Below are 18,814 nucleotides of genomic sequence, written 5' to 3' on the forward strand. Positions count from 1 at the left end.
AACGGTGCCCACGCGATGAGGTGAGCATGGGGGAACCGAGGTACAGCCGCCGCAGCCTCCTCGCGGCGATCGGCGTGGTCATCGCGACAGCCACCGGCGTCGCGACGTACGTGTCGTCGCCCACCGCCGTCGAGCGGCAGATCGCGACGGCCGACAAGGTGCGCGCCACGTCCGCCGCGAAGCCCGCGATCCGCTTCGAGCGCGTGTACTCGGCCGCCCGCCACCGCGAGGTCACCCTCGCCTTCTACCTCCCGGCCGGTGCGAACACCCGCGGCCTGCCGATGTCGATCCTCCTGCACGGCCTGCACGGCGACGCCAGGCACGCCGCCGTGGGCAACCTGCCCGAGGTCCTGGCCGCCGCCGTCGCGAAGGGCTCGGTGCCCGCGTTCGGCTTCGTCGCGGTCGACGGCGGGGACAACTACTGGCACGAGAACGTTCCCGGCGACGACCCGATGGCCATGCTGCTCGACGAGGTCCCGCGCTGGCTCAAGGAACGCGGCTACGGCGAACCGTTCGCGGTGACGGGCGTGTCGATGGGCGGCTTCGGTTCGCTGCTCTACGCGAGGCGCAGGGCCGAACGCGGCGACCCGGTCGCGGCCGCCGCGGCCATCTCCCCCGGCCTGATCACGACGTGGCCGGAGATGGCCAAGCGGCGTGCGTTCAAGAACGAGGGCGAGTGGGCGTCGCTCGACCCGCTGCGCCACCTGAAGGCCACCGGACCGACCGCGCTGGGCGTGTGGATCGGCGACCGCGACAGGTTCATCGAGGGCACCCGCCGGTTCATCCGCGAGGCGCGGCCCCAGGTGGGCACGGTGAAGGCCGGCGGGCACGACGACGGGCTGTACCGCAAGGTGACGCCCGACGTCGTGCAGTTCCTCGCCAAGTACGCCAAGCGGGCCGTCTAGACCCGCTGGGCCGCCCGGCCCCAGTGCATGTACCTCACCCGGTTCTGCTCGTCGCGTCCGCACAGGACGACCACCGAGTGGTAGCCGCCCTCGCTCTCGACGGCGATGAGCGCGTCGTCCCGCAGTCCGGTGAACTCGTGCTCGTCCCCGTCGACGAAGGACTCCCAGCCGGGGTCGAGCCGCTCGTAGCGCAGCTTGACCCGGCCGCCGTCACCTTCGGTGACGTGCAGTTCCAGGCCGGTGGACCGGTACACGCCGACGATCCGCTCGACGTCCACCGGTACCGGCAGCTGGGGCGGGGTGGGGAAGGAGGGCATCGCGACGCCCGCCAGGTCCCTCAGCACCTCGTCGAAGACCGCGCGGGCCAGCGACAGGCTGTCGCCGCCGTTGGTGAGCACGGCGATCGCGAGCCCGGCCTCGGGAAGCACCCGCAGGTAGGCCCGGTATCCCAGGGTCGATCCGGAGTGGCCGATGCCGGTGACACCGTTCGCGTACTCGTGCAGCGCCCAGCCGAGCCCCTGCCTGCCACCGTGCCCGAAGTCCGGTGGCACGACCTGGAGCTCGCGCATCGCGTCGAACTCGCTGGTGCCGAGGTGCATCCGCACGAACTCCAGCAGGTCCCGCGCGCTCATCGCGAGCACCGTGCCCGCCGGTGCGTCGCCCTCGGCCATCAACTTGCCGGCGGGCTTCGGTTCCTTGCCCACGTGCCCGGTGGCGAGGGTCTGCGACGCGTACTCGGCGTGGCTCGCGGCCGCCGTGCGCAGACCGAGGCGGTCGATCAGACGTTCCCTGAGGACGACGCGGAAAGGCTTGCCGCGCAACACTTCCACGATCCGGCCGAGCAATGTGAACCCGCTGTTGCAGTAGCTGTAGAGCTCACCGGGCGGAACCTCCTGCCGCGCCTCGGCCAAGCGCTCGACGTACTTCGCCAGCATGTCGTCACCGTTGCCGGTGTCGTGGAAGAGGTCGCCCTGGAAGCCCGCGGTGTGCGTGAGGAGGTGCCGCGGCGTGATGATCCGAGCGACCTGTTCGTCGGCGAGCGTGAACTCCGGCAGCACGTCGCGCACCGGGCGGTCGAGGTCGAGCAGGCCCTCGTTGACCAGTTGCTGCACGAGCGTGGCCGTCCAGACCTTGGTGATCGACCCGATCTGGAAGATGGAGTCCGTGGTCACCTTCTCGCCGGTGACGTTGTTCAGCACGCCTGCTGCCATGTCGACGATTGCGCCGTTGTGCAGCACGGCGACTTGGGCGCCCACGACGCCGTGTTCCTCGACCAGTTCGTCCAACTTGATCATGTTCTCCCCCAGGAGTTCGTCAGATCCGGGCGGCGATCCGCCCGAAGTGCAGCCATTTCCTCGTCGGCCATCGTGGTCTCGGCGATACGGTGCCTCGGCTCGTACCGGACCCGCACCCGGCCGGCAGGGGCGGGCGTCCACGGGGATCGGCGGCACCGGCGGCGAGTCGTAGGTCGTCGTCTCCAGGTGCATGCGAGCCAACTGCACGAGAGAGCGCGCGTTCATGGCGAACGCCGAACCGGCGGGAGCGTCGGAACCCGGCATCGTCCTGGTGACGGGCCGCTGCGCTCCTGCGACGGGCAGGTGGCCGTCCGCGACCTCGTGGCGCGGGTACTCGTCGTACGGGCAGCTTGCGCCGCAGCCAGTCGCTTGCTCCGTTCACGTTCCCCCCAGGAAGCGACGTCTAGCGCGGTGAGAGCGGCACCGTCCTCGACCGCACCCACTTGAGCACCGCCGGCCACTCCCCGTAGCCCGCGTCGATGTTGATGTGCCCGGCACCGGGCAGGACGTCGATCTCGATCCGCAACGCCTCGGCGAGCTCCTTCGCGGCCTGCATCGAGCAGTGCGGGTCGCCCTCGCCCGCGACCAGGCGGGTCTCGGTGGCGGCGCGGCGCAGGTTCGCCGGGTCGAGCGGGGCCGGGAAGAACGACTTGATGGCCGGTTCCGGGTGGTCCAGCGCCGGCGGGGCCACCAGCAGCACGCGGTCGACGTGGGCGATGGACTCGCGGGCCGCGTGGTGCAGCCAGAGGTAGCAGCCGAGCGAGTGCGCCACGACGACCCGCTCGCGGTCGGTGGGCAGTGCTTCGAGGTGCGTGTCGAGCTCGCGCAGCCACGTGTCGCGGTCGGGTGCCTCGGGGCTGCTGAAGTGCGGCAGGTCGGCGAGGCCGCCGCGCTCGGACACCGTCTGGGCGAGCCAGCGCTGCCAGTGGCCGGGGCCGGAACCGGTGTAGCCGTGGAGCAGGAGCACGTGAGGCAGCGACATGGCTCCACCTTAGAACGAAGAACGGCCCCGGCGACGAGTCGCCGGGGCCGTTCCAAGAAGATCACCTACGCGGACTTCTCCCGGCGTTCCCGGCGCGAGGGCTGCCGAGCCACGATGGTCGGGTTCACGTTCTCCTTCACCGTCTGCTCGGTGATGACGACCTTGGCGACGTCCGTGCGGCTCGGGATGTCGTACATCACCGGGAGCAGGACCTCTTCCATGATCGCCCGGAGGCCACGAGCACCGGTGCCGCGCAGGATCGCCTGGTCGGCGACCGCTTCGAGCGCGGTCTTGGTGAACTCGAGCTCCACGCCGTCCATCTCGAAGAGCTTCTGGTACTGCTTGACCAGGGCGTTCTTCGGCTCGGTGAGGATCATCACCAGCGACGGCTTGTCGAGGTTCGTGACGGAGGCGACCATCGGCAGACGCCCGATGAACTCGGGGATCAGGCCGAACTTGATCAGGTCCTCCGGCATGGAGTCGGCGAAGAAGTCCGACGACTCCACCTCGGCCTTGGAGCGGACCTCGGCACCGAAGCCCAGACCCCGCTTGCCGACGCGGTCCTGGATGATCTTCTCCAGACCCGCGAAGGCACCGGCCACGATGAACAGCACGTTCGTCGTGTCGATCTGGATGAACTCCTGGTGCGGGTGCTTGCGGCCGCCCTGCGGGGGCACCGAGGCGGTGGTGCCTTCCAGGATCTTCAGCAGTGCCTGCTGCACGCCCTCGCCGGACACATCGCGCGTGATCGACGGATTTTCACTCTTTCGAGCGATCTTGTCGACCTCGTCGATGTAGATGATGCCCGTCTCGGCGCGCTTCACGTCGTAGTCGGCGGCCTGGATGAGCTTCAGGAGGATGTTCTCGACGTCCTCACCGACGTACCCGGCCTCCGTCAGCGCCGTCGCGTCGGCGATGGCGAACGGCACGTTCAACATCTTCGCGAGCGTCTGCGCGAGGTAGGTCTTGCCGCACCCCGTCGGGCCGAGCATCAGGATGTTCGACTTCGCCAGCTCGACGCCGTCGTCACGACCCTCGCGCCCGCGGTCGCCCGCCTGGATGCGCTTGTAGTGGTTGTAGACGGCGACGGAGAGGGTGCGCTTGGCGTCACTCTGTCCGATGACGTACTGGTCGAGGAACTCGTGGATCTCGGCGGGCTTCGGCAGCTCGTCGAGCTTCACGTCGCCGGCTTCGGCCAGCTCCTCCTCGATGATCTCGTTGCAGAGATCGATGCACTCATCGCAGATGTAGACGCCGGGGCCGGCGATGAGTTTCTTCACCTGCTTCTGGCTCTTTCCGCAGAAAGAGCACTTCAGCAAGTCGCCGCCGTCACCGATACGCGCCATGACCGCTGACCTATGTCCCCTCCGGCGCACACCTGCTGTAGTGCGCCTGCTGACTTGCTGTGGCAGTCCCACTGGCTGTGGGTGCTGAGCCCGTTCTCCTGACGGTACCTGGCCGACCCCGTTTCAGGGGAGGACCCGCGGCCCCCAACGCGCCGATCAGGCCGGACATCCGGTCACATCGGCGTGTCGAGTGGGTGCGCGATGCCCCGGGGCTGGGGGTTTTCCCAGCCGTCAGGACAAGGCCCGGCGCCTGGGACGTCCCCAGGCGAACGCCGGGCGGTGGGCGAGGCGAGCGCTCGTCGCGAGCGCACCTCACCCACCGTCGCCCGTCAGGACTTGGCGGAAAGCTTGCGGTAGGGCAGCACCGTGTCGACGATGCCGTACTCCTTGGCCTCCTCGGCCGTCAGAATGCGGTCGCGCTCGATGCTCTCGCGAACCTCCTCCGCCGTCCGGTTGGTGTGCCGCGCGAGGGTGGACTCCATCAGGCGGCGCACGCGCTGGATCTCGTTCGACTGGATCTCCAGGTCGGACACCTGACCGTACGCGCCCTCCATCGAAGGCTGGTGGATCAGGATTCGCGCGTTGGGCAGCGCGTGGCGCTTACCAGGCGTTCCAGCCGCGAGCAGCACGGCCGCGGCGGAGGCCGCCTGGCCGAGGCAGTACGTCTGGATGTCGGGGCGGACGAACTGCATGGTGTCGTAGATGGCCATCAGCGAGGTGAACGAGCCACCCGGCGAGTTGATGTACATCAGGATGTCGCGGTCCGGGTCCTCGGACTCGAGCACGAGCAGCTGCGCCATGACGTCGTTCGCCGAAGCGTCGTCAACCTGCACGCCGAGGAAGATGATGCGCTCCTCGAAGAGCTTGTTGTACGGGTTCGACTCCTTCATGCCGTAGCTGGTGCGCTCCACGAACGACGGCAGCACGTACCGCGACTGAGGCATGTGGAACTGGCTCACTTGAGGTCTCCTAGCTGACGTCAGTTGTTCGAGTCGCCGACGGGCTGGGCCCTGGTGACGACCCTGTCGACGAAGCCGTACTCCAGCGCTTCCTGCGCCGTGAACCAGCGGTCGCGGTCGGAGTCGCGGGTGATGGTCTCGAGGGTCTGCCCGGTGTGCTCGGCGATCAGCTCGGCCATCTCGCGCTTGGTGCGCGTCAGCATGTCCGCCTGGATCGCGATGTCCGCGGCCGTACCGCCGACACCGGCCGACGGCTGGTGCATGAGGATCCGGGCGTGCGGGAGCGCGTGGCGCTTGCCGGGCGCACCCGCCGAGAGCAGGAACTGCCCCATCGAGGCCGCGAGGCCCATCGCGTACGTGGCCACGTCCGGCTGGATCAGCTGCATCGTGTCGTAGATGGCCATGCCCGCCGTGACGGAACCACCCGGCGAGTTGATGTAAAGCGTGATGTCCTTCTCGGGGTCCTCAGCGGCCAGCAGCAGCAGCTGAGCGGTGATCTGGTTGGCGATGCCCTCTTCGACCTGTGATCCCAGGACGATGATCCGCTCGCGGAGCAGCCGCTCGTACACCGAGTCGTTGAGGTTCATCCCGGCGGTGGCCGACCGCATCTCGGGGGTCGGGAAGGAGTGCTGCGTCACGTCTGCCTGCCTAACTCCAGGTGGAACGAATCTGGAAGCGAAAACTCTCTGCGATCGACCTTAACGAAGGCGGGCGGCGTCAGATGCCCGACACCGCCCGCGTTCGCTATCAGCTGTATTTCCGGTGCTCGCCCGCTCGCGGGGAAAGGGCGAACAACTCGGTCTTCGCTACTCCTGGCCGTCCTCATCGGACTTCGTCTCGCCGAAGAGCTCCTCGAGGTCCAGCTTCTGACCGGTCGAGTCGCTGACCTCGGCCTGGCGCACGACGCTCGCGAGCGCCTTGCCCCGGCGGACGTCGGCGAAGATCGCGCCGAGCTGGCCGGACTGCTGCGCGCGCTTGACGTACTCGTCCGGGCTGATGCCGAAGCGCTGGGCCTGGTAGATGATCCGCTCGGTCAGCTCGCCGTCGGACACCGTGACCTGCTCGGCGTCGGCGATCGAGTCGAGCACCAGCTGCGTCTTGACGGCCTGCTCGGCGGCCTTGCGCAGCTCGGCGTCGAACTCCTCCTCCGACTGGCCCTGCTCGGTCAGCCAGGCGGCGAACTTCGCGTCGTCGTGGTCGAAGGCGTGCACGGCGTCGTGCTTGCGCGCGTCGATCTCCCCCTGGACGATGCCCTCGGGCAGCGGGACCTCGGTGGTCTCCAGCAGCGCCTCGAGGACCTTGTCGCGCGCCTGCACGCCCTGCTGCATCTTCTTGACGCGGGCCAGGCGGGTCTGCAGGTCGCCCTTGAGCTCGTCGAGCGTGTCGAACTCGCTGGCGAGCTGCGCGAACTCGTCGTCGAGCTCGGGGAGCTGACGCTCCTTGACGCTGCTGAGCACGACGGTGACCTCGGCCTCGCGGCCCTCGTGCTCGCCGGCGACGAGCGTCGTGGTGAAGGTCTTGGTCTCGCCCTCGGTCGCGCCGACGAGCGCCTCGTCGATGCCCTCGACGAGCTGGCCGGAGCCGACCTCGTAGGACAGGCCGCTGGTGCGGGCCTCCTCGACCTCTTCGCCGTCGACGGTCGCGGACAGGTCGACGATGACGAAGTCACCGGTCTCGACCGGGCGGCTGACACCGGTCAGCGTGCCGAAGCGGGCGCGGAGCTCGTCGAGCTGGGTGGTCACGTCCTCGTCGGTGACCTCCTGCTCGTCGACCGTCACGGCGAGCTCGCCGAAGGCGGGCACGGTGATCTCGGGACGGACGTCGACCTCGGCGGTGAACTCGAGGGTCTGCCCGTCCTCGATCTTGGTGACCTCGAAGTCGGGACGGCCGAGCGTGCGCACCTCACCCGCGTTGACGGCCTCCAGGTACTTGGCCGGGATCGCCTCCTGGATGACCTCGTCCAGCACCGGGGCGCGGCCGATTCGGTTCTCCAGGACCTTGGCGGGGGCCTTGCCCGGACGGAAGCCGGGGATGCGGACCTGCTTCGCGAGCTTCCGGTACGCCTGGTCGAAGTTCGACTTGAGCTCGTCGAACGGCACCTCGACGTTGATCCGGACCCTCGTCGGGCTCAGGTGCTCGACGGTGCTCTTCAACGTGGACTCCTCGATACGAACAAGAACGTGCAAGACAGCCGGTACCGCCACTTCGGGACGCCCGGATTCCCAGCGAGTCTAGGCGAGACCCGCACTGTGACCGCCGCCACCCCGCTTTGGGCCAGTGACAGGCACTTGCGCTCGCCGATAGCGTGCCCTTCAGCGGCCGCACCGGTCCGCTCTGGGGGCTTCACGAACACCGTCCTGGGGGACACCCATGTCCAAGACTTCCTTCAGCCTGCTCGCCGCCGCTCTGCTCGGCGTCGTCACCGCACCGGCCGCCACCGCCGCGACACCGCCCGAGGCCACTGCCGCCGCCTACGTCTTCACCGACGGCACCGCGACCGAGGGCCTGACGGCGGAGAACGCCGACATCGCCGCCCCGCTGCTCGCGTCCGGCTACACCGCCGCCCACCCCGGCTGGGACATCCGGCTGTCCGACGAGACCTACGCTCCCGCGGACATGCGCGTGCAGGACTACCGCGCCAAGGCCTCCCACACCGGCACCGGTGCCGGCGCGAGCACGAGCGGCTTCGTCTCACTGGTCGACGGCGGCAGCGTTCCGTTCGCCGTCGTGAGGCCCCACAGCCGCAGCGTGTCCTGCACCGTCGACGGCCCGCTCTTCACCGGCGGTGGCGGCGGCTACGGCGTGTGGGTGCGCGGGGCCTCGGGCGCGCTCGAACTCGTCGACGTCGACGCCACCGGCGTGACCACCGCCGTTCCCGCCGGCCAGGCGGGCGGAGCCCACGTCCCGACCACGGTGAAGGTCAACCGGTACTCGGTGGTCGGCCAGCTCTCCGGCTACTCCGCGTTCGCGAAGTACGACGGCCGCGCCAAGGCCGGCACGCTGGGCTGGGAACTGGAGATCACCCAGGGCGCCCAGACCTACCGCGTCCTCGTCGGCGCCGTGGCCGCCTCCTGCTAGGTCCACCTCACGCGTGACGGCCCGCGGCCGTCACGCGTTCTCCCGCCGTCCACGAGTTCCTCGTCGACGGCAGTGCCCGCACGCCCCGGCCTCCGCCCGTGAGTGCGAGGTCCGGGCGATCGGCTTCCCGGCAGTGGTCGCGGTGACCGCTGCCGCCATCACTTCACCTGGGGGATCACCATGGCGCACAACCGTTCCAGACTCGTCGCGACGGCAGCCGCCGGCGCGGTGCTGCTCGGCCTCACGACCTCGGCGGCCCAGGCGGCCGGCCCCCGCGAGGCCACCGCAGGGCTGTACGCGTTCATCGGCAGCGGCGGGGGCCAGGAGTCCGTCGCGATCGAGAACCAGCTCTGGAGCCAGCCGGAGCACGTCGCGCACCGCACTCCCGCACACCCCGGCTGGTCGATCCACCTCTCCGACGAGACGGTGGGCGCCGGCCTGCCGAAGCAGAACATCAGGGCCAACGCGGGCCAGGGCGAGACCTACGAGACCTTCGCGTGGACGAGGGGGTTCATCTCACTCGTCGACGGGAGCAGCGTCGGCACGCCCTTCCTGGTCTTCCGGTTCGGCGGGGACAACGTCGTCTGCGAGGGCTTGGTCGGGTACGAGGTCCCGCGCCTGTTCGTCCGCAAGGCCAACGGCGAGTTGTACGAAGCGACCGACCTGACCAAGCCCGCGGTCGCCGAGTACGTCACGTCCGCCGACTCCGCGGCCATCGCCACGGCCGGGACCGTCACCGTCGAGGCCAAGAGGGTGACCTCGGCGGCACAGATCGCCGCGTACGGCCCGTTCGCGAAGTACGCGACGCGCGAACGCGTACGAACGGACGGCTTCGAACTCGTCCTGACCCACAAAGACGCGGCCACGGGCACGCCCAAGACCCACCGCCTGCTGGCGGGCGCCCAGGCCGTCTCCTGCTAGTCCCTGCACCGCCTCGCGACGCCGTCACCCACCGGGTGGCGGCGTCATTTTGTTCGCCTCGCGAAAGGCTTAACTGAAAAGAGTCGCCCAGCTACGGCCCGTCAAAGCACTCCGCACAATTTCACTCTTTCGGCCGAAACCGCCTTTCGCGACCGATCAAGATGACTCCATAAGCACCAATCTGTCCTGCGCGGCGGACAGGTAGCGTTACTGCTCCCGCACCATCCGTAACAGGACCACGGGAACGAACGAGAAAAAGTCGTCGCACTGTTTTACCCCCGAGGATCCGCCTGATGGAGACACGCCAGCTTCTCGCGTTCACGACCGTGGTTCAGACAGGGAGCTTCACCAAGGCCGCTGCCACGCTCAACTGCTCGCAGCCGACCATCACCACCCGCATCAAGGCGCTGGAGGAGGCCCTCGGCGTCGTCCTTTTCCGGCGCCTCCCCAGAGGTATCCAGATGACGTCCGCGGGCGTGGAACTCCTCCCGTTCGCGCGAAACATCATCAACCTCACCGAAAAGGCCCGAAAAGCCATCACGATGAACGGCGAGCCGCACGGCAAACTCGTCATCGGTTCCGCACAGAGTTTGACCGACTACCGTCTGCTACCGCTCATCGAATACATGTGCTGGCGCTACCCGTCGGTCCAACTCTCGTTGCACTCGCGCAACGCGTTGAACAACCTGAACTCGGTGCGCGACGGCCAGCTCGACTGCGCCTTCTTCATCGGCGCCATCGAACCGCGCGAGGGCCTGGAGACCACGGTCCTCTGCCCCGAGCCGCTGGTCATGGTCGCGGGCCCGAACCACATGCTCGCGCAGCGCCAGTCGCTGGCCGAGGACGACATCACCAGCAGCACCCTGATCCGGGCCGAGAACGGCGCGTCGTACCACGAGCTTTTCGAACACTCCCTCGGCTACGACGACACCCGCGCGCCGGTCCTGGAACTGGACTCGGTGGACGCCGCCAAGCGGGCGGTCGCGTCGGGCCTGGGCATCGCCCTGATGCCGGAGGTCACGGTGTCCTCGGAACTGGCCGACGGCAGGTTGGTCCGCTTGCCCTGGTCCCCGACGTTCCGCGTCTACACGCAGTTCGGCTGGCGCCAGGACAACTCGACGAACCCCGCGGTGACGGCCCTGGTGTCGGCGGCGGCGCAAGTGGTGAGCGACCAGGTCGCCTCCCTGACCTGACGCGTGGGTGGGGTGCCGCCACCCCACCTACCCCACCGGCGCGGGCCCGGAGCTCCCCCGCACCACCAGTTCGGGCAGCACGTCCTCGACATCGGTCGGCGAGGCCCCGCCGATCACGGCCACCAGCGCCCGAGCAGCCCGGGCCCCGAACGCGAACGTGTCCCGGGACAACGCGGTCAACCTCCCGTGCTGGCACAGCACCGAGTCGTCCCACGCCACGATCGACAACTCGGACGGCACGGCGACTCCCAGTTCGGCGGCCACCTCCGCCCCGGCCACGGCCATCACGTCGTTGTCGTAGACGATCGCCGTGGGCGGCTCGGCCATCCCCAGCAGCTCCCGCGTCGCGCGAGCCCCCGATTCCGCGGTGTAGTCCCCCGCCACCACGACACCGTCCACAACGGACGAGGCGAACGCCGAGTCCCGCCGGACCGTGTGCAACAGCGAGGCCAGCCCGGCCACTCGGGCGATCCGTCGGTGCCCCAACGCCTTCAGGTGCTCCACGACGGAGGTCATGGCCGCGTAGTCGTCGGCCCACACCGAGGCCAGCTCCCCGTGGTGCCCGGCCCCGCCGACGACGACGGCCGGCAACCCGAGCGAGGGCATCAGCTCGATCCGCGGATCCGACACCAGCAGGTCCACCAGGAACACCCCGTCGACCCGGTGCTCGGCCCACCACCGCTGGTACAGCTCGATCTCCTCCTCACGGGAGGAGACCACCTGCAGCAGCAGGGCGCAGGACATCTCGGACTGCATCCCGGCGATCAGCTGGAAGAAGAACGCCTCGTCCCCCAGGGCACGAGGCGGCCGCACCAGCACCAGCCCCACCGCGTCGGCGGACGCGGACGACAACGCCCGGGCCGTGACCGACGGCCGGTACCCGAGTGACGAGGCGACCCCCAGCACGCGGGACCGCGTCGACTCGGACACGCCGGAGCGTCCGTTCAACGCCAGCGACACAGCTCCTTTGGACACCCCGGCCGCCGCCGCGATGTCCTTGATCGTTGGCCTCTTCACCCAGTGCCCTTCGAGCGCCGCAACCCTGTCCGGAACAAGACAACAAGACGTTCGGAGGCTAGCCGGAGATAAACCGGTTTAGCTAGGGTCCGCGACCAAGGAGGTGGGTGTCAATGAAGAGGCGCACGTTCCTCGCGGGCCTGGCGGCGGTGCCCGTCGCAGGATGCGGACTGTCCGGTACTTCCAACACCGCGGCCGGGGGAAACGGCCAGGTCACGGGCGAGATCACGTTCCAGACCTGGTCCCTCAAGCCCAAGTACACCGACTACGTCAACGGTGTCGTCGACGCGTTCCAGAAGCAGCACCAGGGCACCTCGGTGAAGTGGGTCGACCAGCCCGCGGACGGGTACCTGGCCAAGGTCATGGCGGACGCGAGCGCGGGGAGCCTTCCCGACGTCATCAACGTGCCACCCGACCTGAGCTTCCCGCTCGCCAAGGCCGGCCAGCTCGTCAACCTCGACGAGTCGCTCAGGGACGCCAAGGCCGAGTACCTGCAGAACGCCTGGCAGGCGTTCGAGATCCCCGGCAAGGGCGGCTGCTACGGCTTCCCCTGGTACCTCAACACCGGGCCGATCTTCTACAACAAGGCCCTGTTCAGCCAGGCCGGTCTGGACCCGGACAAGCCGCCGACGAACTTCAAGGAGCTCGAGGAGCAGGCGCTCAAGCTCGCCGCGAAGAAGATAGCGATCCTCGGCCAGACGCCGAGCATCGCGGACTTCGGGCTGTACGGCGTGAAGCTGTTCGAGAACGACAAGTTCACGTTCAACGAGCCCAAGGGCGTCGAGTTCGTCGAGAGCTACAAGCGCATGTACGACGCGGGCGCGCTCATTCCCGAGGCGCTCACGCAGAACTACACCGGTGCCGGCGCGAAGTTCATGGCGCAGCAGACGGCGCTCAACCCCGGCAGCGCGTACGACCTCGGCAAGTTCAAGACCGACGCCCCGAGCCTCTACGCGAACATCGGCATCACCACGCCCATCACGAACACGGGCAGCGCCAACATGTTCCTGCACGGCGTGAGCGTGCCGAAGAGCAGCAAGAACCAGGCGACGGCGCTCGCGTTCGGCAGGTTCGTCACCAACGCCGAGAACCAGGTGAAGTTCGCCAAGCTCGCCTCGATCTTCCCGAGCACCAGCAAGGGCGGGGACGACCCGTACTTCACCACGGAGGACGGCACCGACGAGGCGCGTGTGCGGGTGGCCGCGGCCAAGCAGCTGAAGACGGCGGTGAACTACACGCCCGTGCAGTTCAGCGACCAGATGCGCGAGGCCCTCCTGCAGCAGCTGGCCGACGCCATGCTCGGCAAGAAGTCGCCGAAGCAGGCCCTGGACGACGCCGTCGCCGAGTGCAACCGGCTCCTCAAGTAGGCACCGGATGACTCATCGCCCGTACACGCCGTGGCTGTTCCTGGCTCCAGGACTGGCCGTCTGCCTGTTGTTCGTCATCTTCCCGTTCCTGAACATGATCGTGCTCGCGTTCACGGACGCGAGCGCGCTGGGTGGCGGCGAGTTCACCGGTGTGGACAACTTCGTGCGGATGGCCCAGGACCCGAAGTTCTGGGCGGCCGCGCGCAACAGCCTGCTCTACATGGCGGGCGTCGTACCGCCGCTCGTGCTGTTGCCGCTGCTGATCGCGATGCTCGCGCAGAAGATCGTGCCGGGCATCGGGATCTTCCGGACGGCGTTCTTCACGCCGGTGATCGCGTCCACGGTCGTGGTCGGGCTCATCTGGACGTGGCTGCTGGACAGCCGCGGCCTGGTGAACAACCTGGTGGAGGCGTTGGGCGGCAGCAGGATCGGGTTCCTGACCGACTCGACGCTGTTGCTGATCAGCTCGATGGTGGTGACGATCTGGCGCGGCCTGGGCTACTACATGGTGATCTACCTGGCCGCGCTCGCGAACGTGCCGAAGGACCTGCACGAGGCCGCGATGGTCGACGGCGCGGGACCGGTCAGGAGGTTCTGGTCGGTCACCGTGCCGAGCATCAGGCCGACGATGGTGCTCGTCGCGGCGCTGAGCGCGGTCAACGGGTTCCGCGTGTTCTCGGAGATCTACCTGCTGTCGGGCGGGTCCGGCGGGCCTGGTGGGGCGAGCACCACGCTGGTGATGCTCATCCAGTCGGTCGGCCGGGGCCTGACCGGTGAGGTCGGGTACGCGTCGGCGCTGAGCATCGTGCTGTTCGTGATCCTGCTGGGGCTGCTGCTGGTCACCCTCAAGCTCAACCGCAGGGAGGACCGGCTGTGAAGCGCGCGCACCTCTTCCTGGCACTGCGCTACCTCGGGCTGCTGAGCATCCTCGCGATCAGCATCGGGCCGTTCCTGTGGCAGTTCGCCACGAGCATCAAGGGTCCGGGTGAGGACGTCTTCGTCCCCGACTTCATCCCGGACGACCCGACGTTCGGCAACTACGCCGCGGTCGCCGACGTCGTGCCGGTCTGGACGTTCGCGCTCAACTCGCTCGGTGTCGCGAGCGTCAACGTCATCACGAACTGCCTCGGCGCCGCCATGGCGGGCTACGCCCTGGCACGGCTCAGGTTCCGGGGCCGCAGGTTCGCCGCGGTGATCTTCGCGAGCAGCATCCTGGTGCCGTTCGAAGCGATCATGATCTCGCTGTTCCTGGTGATGCGCGGGTTCGGGCTCACCAACACCCTCACCGCCGTCGTGCTGCCCGGCGCGATCGCCGCGCTCAACGTCCTGTTGCTGCGCAACGCGTTCCTCGCGCTGCCCGCCGAGGTCGAGGAGGCCGCGATCATCGACGGCGCCAACGCGTGGCAGCGCTTCACCCGCCTCGCGCTGCCGTCGGTGAAGGGCACGCTGGTCGTCGTGGCGCTGTTCTCGTTCATGTTCAGCTGGGACGACTTCCTGTGGCCGCTCATCGTGCTGAGCGACCAGGAGAAGTACACGCTCACCATCGGCCTGGCGTACCTCCAGGGCACGTTCGTGCAGAACCAGCGGCTGGTGGCGGCGGGCACGATCATCGCCGTCGTCCCGCTGATCCTGCTGTTCCTGTTGCTGCAGAAGCACTTCTTCCGCGGAGTGGGAGAAGGCGCGATCAAGGGATGATCCCCAGAAGGAGTTCGGCGTTGCGTTTCGGCGTGAACTACACCCCTTCCCACGGCTGGTTCCACCACTGGCTCGACTTCTCGCTCGACGACGTCAAAGCCGACTTCGAGTCCATCGCGGGCCTCGGCCTCGACCACGTGCGGATCTTCCCGCTGTGGCCGGTGTTCCAGCCCAACAGGGGCCTGGTCCGCCCCAAGGCCGTCGAGCAGCTCGCCCAGATGCTCGACGCGGCCCACGACACAGGCTTGGACGTGCAGGTCGACGTGCTGCAGGGCCACCTGTCGAGCTTCGACTTCTACCCGTCGTGGGTGCAGACCTGGCACCGCCGCAACATCTTCACCGACCCCGACGTCATCGACGGGCAGAGGTTCTACGTCCGCACGCTCGCCGAGGCGCTGCGGGACAAGCCCAACTTCCTCGGCTTCACCCTGGGCAATGAGGTCAACCTGCTCACCGAGTCGAACCCGTGCGCGCCCGCGCAGGCCGGCGAGTGGATCGACGCGCTGCTCGACGAGTGCGAGAAGGCCGCACCCGGCCGCCCGCACGTCCACTCCGAGTACGACGCCGTCTGGTACGAGAGCGAGCACGCGTTCCTGCCGGAGCACGCCGCCAACAAAGGCGCGATGACGACCGTGCACTCGTGGGTCTTCAACGGCACCGCGCAGCGCTACGGGTCGATGTCACCGGAGAGCGTGCACCACGCCGAGTACCTCATCGAGCTGTCGAAGGCGCACGCCGAGGACCCGGAACGGCCCGTGTGGCTGCAGGAGGTCGGCGCCGCCCAGCCCGAGATCACCGCCGAGCAGGCGCCGCGGTTCGCTGAGCAAACGCTTGCGAACGTGCTGACCTGCTCGAACCTGTGGGGCGTCACGTGGTGGTGTTCGCACGACGTCGACCGTGCGTTGGTGGACTTCCCCGAACGCGAGTACGAGTTGGGGTTGCTGACGACGGAACGCGAGGTCAAGCCGCTCGGCGCGGCGATCGCCCGGATCGTGCGCGAAGCGGCGTACGAGCCGGTCGGGCGCACGCCGATCAAGCTGCACGGCGACCGGCCCTCGTGGGGACCGGGCGGTGCTTTCTTCGAAGAGTGGATGAGCCTCGCGCGGGACGGCGTGCGGGCCTCGATCGAGTTGGGGTGAACACGTGCACGACGAACGCGCACTGCTGGAGGAACGACTCAACCGCACGCTGAAGGAACGCATCCGCCCGGCCGTCTACGGCGAGACAGCGCCGCTGGAACTCGCCGTCTGGACCGTGCCGGACGAACCCGTCCCGGTCGCCGAGGCGCTGGAGGCCACCTACGAACCGGCCCAGGTCGGTGACGCCTGGGGCGCGCCCTGGAGCACGAGCTGGTTCCGGCTGACCGGCAGCGTCCCGGAGTCGTGGCAGGGCAAGCAGGTCGAGGTCGTGCTGGACCTCGGCTTCACCCACCCCGGCCCCGGATTCCAGTCCGAAGGCCTCGCCTACACGGCGGACGGCCTGCCCATCAAGGGCATCGAGCCGCGCAACTCCTACCTGCCCGTCGACGGTCGTGAGGTCCTCTTCTACCTGGAGGCCGCCGGCAACCCGACCATCCTCGACTTCCACCCGTTCCTGCCGACCCCGCTGGGCGACAAGGAGACGGCGGGCACCGAGCCGTTGTACAAGATCCTCAAGGCCGAGCTCGCGGTGTTCCAGCCGCAGGTGTGGCACCTGATGCTCGACATCGAGGTCCTCCAGTCCCTGATGGGGGAACTGCCGGACCACGACCCGCGCCGGCACAAGGTCCTGCACGCGCTGGACCGGGCGATGGACGCGCTGGACCTCAACGAGGTCGCCGCGACCGCCGATCTCGCCCGCGAGGAACTGGCGGGCGTGCTGGCGTTGCCCGCCAACGCCTCCGCGCACAAGGTCTCCGCGATCGGCCACGCGCACATCGACTCGGCCTGGCTGTGGCCGCTGCGCGAGACCGTCCGCAAGTGCGCGCGCACGTTCTCGAACGTCACCAGGCTGATGGACGAGTACCCGGACTTCTACTTCGCGTGCTCGCAGGCCCAGCAGTACGCGTGGATGAAGGAAGACCACCCGCACGTCTGGGACCGCGTCCGCGAGAAGGTCCGCACCGGGCAGTTCGTGCCGGTCGGCGGCATGTGGGTCGAGTCGGACACGAACATGCCCGGCGGTGAGGCGATGGCCCGCCAGCTGGTGCACGGCAAGCGCTTCTTCCTCGACGAGTTCGGCGTCGAGACCGAGGAGGTCTGGCTGCCGGACTCGTTCGGCTACAGCGCCGCGCTCCCCCAGCTGATCAAGCTGTCGGGCTCGCGCTGGTTCCTCACCCAGAAGCTGTCGTGGAACCAGATCAACAAGTTCCCGCACCACACGTTCTGGTGGGAGGGCATCGACGGCACGCGGATCTTCACGCACTTCCCTCCCGTCGACACCTACAACTCGTCGCTGTCCGGCGAGGAACTCGCCCGCGCCTCGCGGCAGTTCGCCGAGCACGCCAAGGCTTCGCGGTCGCTGGTGCCGTTCGGCTACGGCGACGGCGGTGGCGGCCCCACCCGCGAGATGATGGAGACCGCGCACCGCGTCGCGGACCTCGAAGGTTCCCCCACCGTGCGCGTGGAGCCTCCGCGGGAGTTCTTCCAGGCCGCGCAGGACGAGTACCCGGACGCGCCGGTGTGGGCGGGCGAGCTGTACCTGGAGAAGCACCGCGCCACCTACACCACCCAGGCCAGGACCAAGCAGGGCAACCGCCGCAGCGAACACCTGCTGCGCGAGGCCGAGCATTGGTCTGTCGCGGCTGCCCTGGCTGGACACGAGTACCCGTACGACGACCTCGACCGGTTGTGGAAGACCGTGCTGCTGCACCAGTTCCACGACATCCTGCCGGGCAGCTCGATCGCTTGGGTGCACCGCGAGGCCGAGGCCACCTACGCCCGCGTGGCGTCCGAGCTCGAGGCCCTGACGGCACGGGCGATCGACGCGCTGAAGGGCGACGGCGACGACGAGCTCACGTTCGACGTGCTCGGCGGCGACGCCCCTCGCGCGTTCGTCGCGCCCGTGGACGGCGTGCTGGACAACGGAAGGCTGCGGGTCACGATCGACGCGGACGGCGTCGTGCTCTCGATCCTCGACCTCGAGGAGGACCGCGAAGTCCTGCCGCCGCACGGGTTCGCGGGCATGCCGCAGCTGCACCGGGACAACCCGAACCAGTGGGACGCCTGGGACATCGACCCGTTCTACCGCAACTGGAAGGCCGACCTGGCCCCGTCCGAACGAGTCGACGCCTCCGACGGCGTGGTGGTGCGGGCGACGTTCGGCGACTCCGTGCTCACCCAGACCATCCGGCTGAGGGAGGGCGCCAAGCAGGTCGACTTCGAGACCGAGGTGGATTGGCAGGAACGGGAGAAGCTGCTCAAGATCGCATTCCCGCTCGACCTGCGCGCCGAGGTCTCGACGGCGGAGACGCAGTTCGGCCACCTGCACCGCCCGGTGCACGCCAACACCTCGTGGGAGGCGGCGAAGTTCGAGATCTGCGCCCACCGCTACCTGCACGTCGGCGAACCCGGCTACGGCGTCGCGGTGGTCAACGACTCGACCTACGGCCACGAGGTCACCCGCACCACCCGTGACGACGGCGGGACCACCACGACCGTGCGCCTGTCCCTGCTGCGCGCACCGAGGTTCCCCGATCCCGAGACCGACCAGGGCGAGCACCGCTTCCGCTACGCCCTCGTGGTCGGCGCGGGCATCCCGGAGGCGATCGACGCCGGGTACCGCATCAACCTGCCGCCGCAGGCCGTCCGGGGTTCGCGCGCACCGGAACCGTTGGTGCGCACGGACAACCCGGCGGTGAGGGTCGAGGCCGTGAAGCTGGCCGACGACCGGTCGGGCGACGTCGTCGTCCGGCTCTACGAGGCGCACGGCGGCCGTGCCCGCGCCTCGATCAGCACCTCCTTCGCCCACACCCGGATCCAGGAGACCGACCTGCTCGAACGGCCCTTGGCCGACGCGTCGGCCGAGGTGGTGCTGCGCCCGTTCCAAGTGATCACCCTGCGATTCACGAGGTAGCGC

General features: G+C 68.7%; 16 protein-coding genes. 9 read left to right on the forward strand and 7 right to left on the reverse strand.

Annotated features, from left to right (window positions below; all coding sequences use genetic code 11):
• The first annotated feature begins 26 nt into the window (after positions 1–26).
• Positions 27–905, forward strand: a complete 879-nt coding sequence (locus tag ORI60_RS14485) for an alpha/beta hydrolase (RefSeq protein ID WP_266037723.1) — start codon at positions 27–29, stop codon at positions 903–905.
• On the opposite strand, the gene ORI60_RS14490 is transcribed toward ORI60_RS14485, so the two are convergent.
• From ORI60_RS14490 to tig, 6 genes are all read right to left on the reverse strand, one after another.
• Complete coding sequence (locus ORI60_RS14490) at positions 902–2,200, reverse strand: serine hydrolase domain-containing protein (RefSeq protein WP_266037724.1); 1,299 nt, start codon at positions 2,198–2,200, stop codon at positions 902–904. The genes ORI60_RS14485 and ORI60_RS14490 overlap by 4 nt on opposite strands.
• 403 nt (positions 2,201–2,603) lie before the next feature.
• Positions 2,604–3,182, reverse strand: a complete 579-nt coding sequence (locus tag ORI60_RS14495; protein WP_266037725.1) for an RBBP9/YdeN family alpha/beta hydrolase — start codon at positions 3,180–3,182, stop codon at positions 2,604–2,606.
• A 65-nt stretch (positions 3,183–3,247) separates the two neighbouring features.
• The gene (gene clpX / locus ORI60_RS14500; protein ID WP_266037726.1) at positions 3,248–4,528 is read right to left on the reverse strand and encodes an ATP-dependent Clp protease ATP-binding subunit ClpX; all 1,281 of its coding nucleotides are present in this window, start codon (positions 4,526–4,528) and stop codon (positions 3,248–3,250) included.
• 329 nt (positions 4,529–4,857) lie between these two features.
• The gene (locus ORI60_RS14505; protein ID WP_188134676.1) at positions 4,858–5,472 is read right to left on the reverse strand and encodes an ATP-dependent Clp protease proteolytic subunit; all 615 of its coding nucleotides are present in this window, start codon (positions 5,470–5,472) and stop codon (positions 4,858–4,860) included.
• A 35-nt stretch (positions 5,473–5,507) separates the two neighbouring features.
• Positions 5,508–6,095, reverse strand: coding sequence for an ATP-dependent Clp protease proteolytic subunit (locus tag ORI60_RS14510; RefSeq protein ID WP_266038020.1), 588 nt, complete (start codon positions 6,093–6,095; stop codon positions 5,508–5,510).
• A 198-nt stretch (positions 6,096–6,293) separates the two neighbouring features.
• A complete protein-coding gene (gene tig / locus ORI60_RS14515) occupies positions 6,294–7,640 on the reverse strand; it encodes a trigger factor (protein ID WP_266037727.1) in 1,347 nt (448 codons plus the stop codon).
• Positions 7,641–7,857: 217 nt separating this feature from the next.
• Between tig and ORI60_RS14520 the strand changes: the two genes are divergently transcribed.
• The 3 genes from ORI60_RS14520 (at position 7,858) to ORI60_RS14530 (ending at position 10,679) form a co-directional block, all read left to right on the forward strand.
• Positions 7,858–8,565: a hypothetical protein gene (locus ORI60_RS14520; RefSeq protein ID WP_266037728.1), complete on the forward strand. Its 708-nt coding sequence runs from the start codon at positions 7,858–7,860 to the stop codon at positions 8,563–8,565.
• A gap of 180 nt (positions 8,566–8,745) precedes the next feature.
• Positions 8,746–9,486 (forward strand): hypothetical protein, encoded by a 741-nt coding sequence (locus tag ORI60_RS14525; RefSeq protein WP_266037729.1) that lies wholly within the window; start codon positions 8,746–8,748, stop codon positions 9,484–9,486.
• Positions 9,487–9,779: 293 nt separating this feature from the next.
• Entirely contained in the window at positions 9,780–10,679 is a 900-nt protein-coding gene (locus ORI60_RS14530) for a LysR family transcriptional regulator (RefSeq protein ID WP_266037730.1), read from the forward strand.
• A gap of 27 nt (positions 10,680–10,706) precedes the next feature.
• On the opposite strand, the gene ORI60_RS14535 is transcribed toward ORI60_RS14530, so the two are convergent.
• Entirely contained in the window at positions 10,707–11,696 is a 990-nt protein-coding gene (locus ORI60_RS14535) for a LacI family DNA-binding transcriptional regulator (protein WP_266037731.1), read from the reverse strand.
• 113 nt (positions 11,697–11,809) lie between these two features.
• Between ORI60_RS14535 and ORI60_RS14540 the strand changes: the two genes are divergently transcribed.
• From ORI60_RS14540 to ORI60_RS14560, 5 genes are read left to right on the forward strand one after another with little or no spacing between them, the layout of a single operon-like run.
• Positions 11,810–13,063, forward strand: a complete 1,254-nt coding sequence (locus ORI60_RS14540; RefSeq protein ID WP_266037733.1) for an ABC transporter substrate-binding protein — start codon at positions 11,810–11,812, stop codon at positions 13,061–13,063.
• A gap of 7 nt (positions 13,064–13,070) precedes the next feature.
• Complete coding sequence (locus ORI60_RS14545; protein WP_266037734.1) at positions 13,071–13,940, forward strand: carbohydrate ABC transporter permease; 870 nt, start codon at positions 13,071–13,073, stop codon at positions 13,938–13,940.
• A complete protein-coding gene (locus ORI60_RS14550; protein ID WP_266037735.1) occupies positions 13,937–14,758 on the forward strand; it encodes a carbohydrate ABC transporter permease in 822 nt (273 codons plus the stop codon). Before ORI60_RS14545 ends, ORI60_RS14550 begins: the two co-directional genes overlap by 4 nt.
• Before the next feature lie 20 nt (positions 14,759–14,778).
• The gene (locus ORI60_RS14555) at positions 14,779–15,897 is read left to right on the forward strand and encodes a glycoside hydrolase 5 family protein (RefSeq protein ID WP_266037736.1); all 1,119 of its coding nucleotides are present in this window, start codon (positions 14,779–14,781) and stop codon (positions 15,895–15,897) included.
• A 4-nt stretch (positions 15,898–15,901) separates the two neighbouring features.
• Positions 15,902–18,811, forward strand: a complete 2,910-nt coding sequence (locus tag ORI60_RS14560; RefSeq protein ID WP_266037737.1) for an alpha-mannosidase — start codon at positions 15,902–15,904, stop codon at positions 18,809–18,811.
• Positions 18,812–18,814 lie beyond the last annotated feature (3 nt).

This window comes from Lentzea sp. NEAU-D7, from assembly GCF_026242055.1.
Classification (GTDB): domain Bacteria; phylum Actinomycetota; class Actinomycetes; order Mycobacteriales; family Pseudonocardiaceae; genus Lentzea.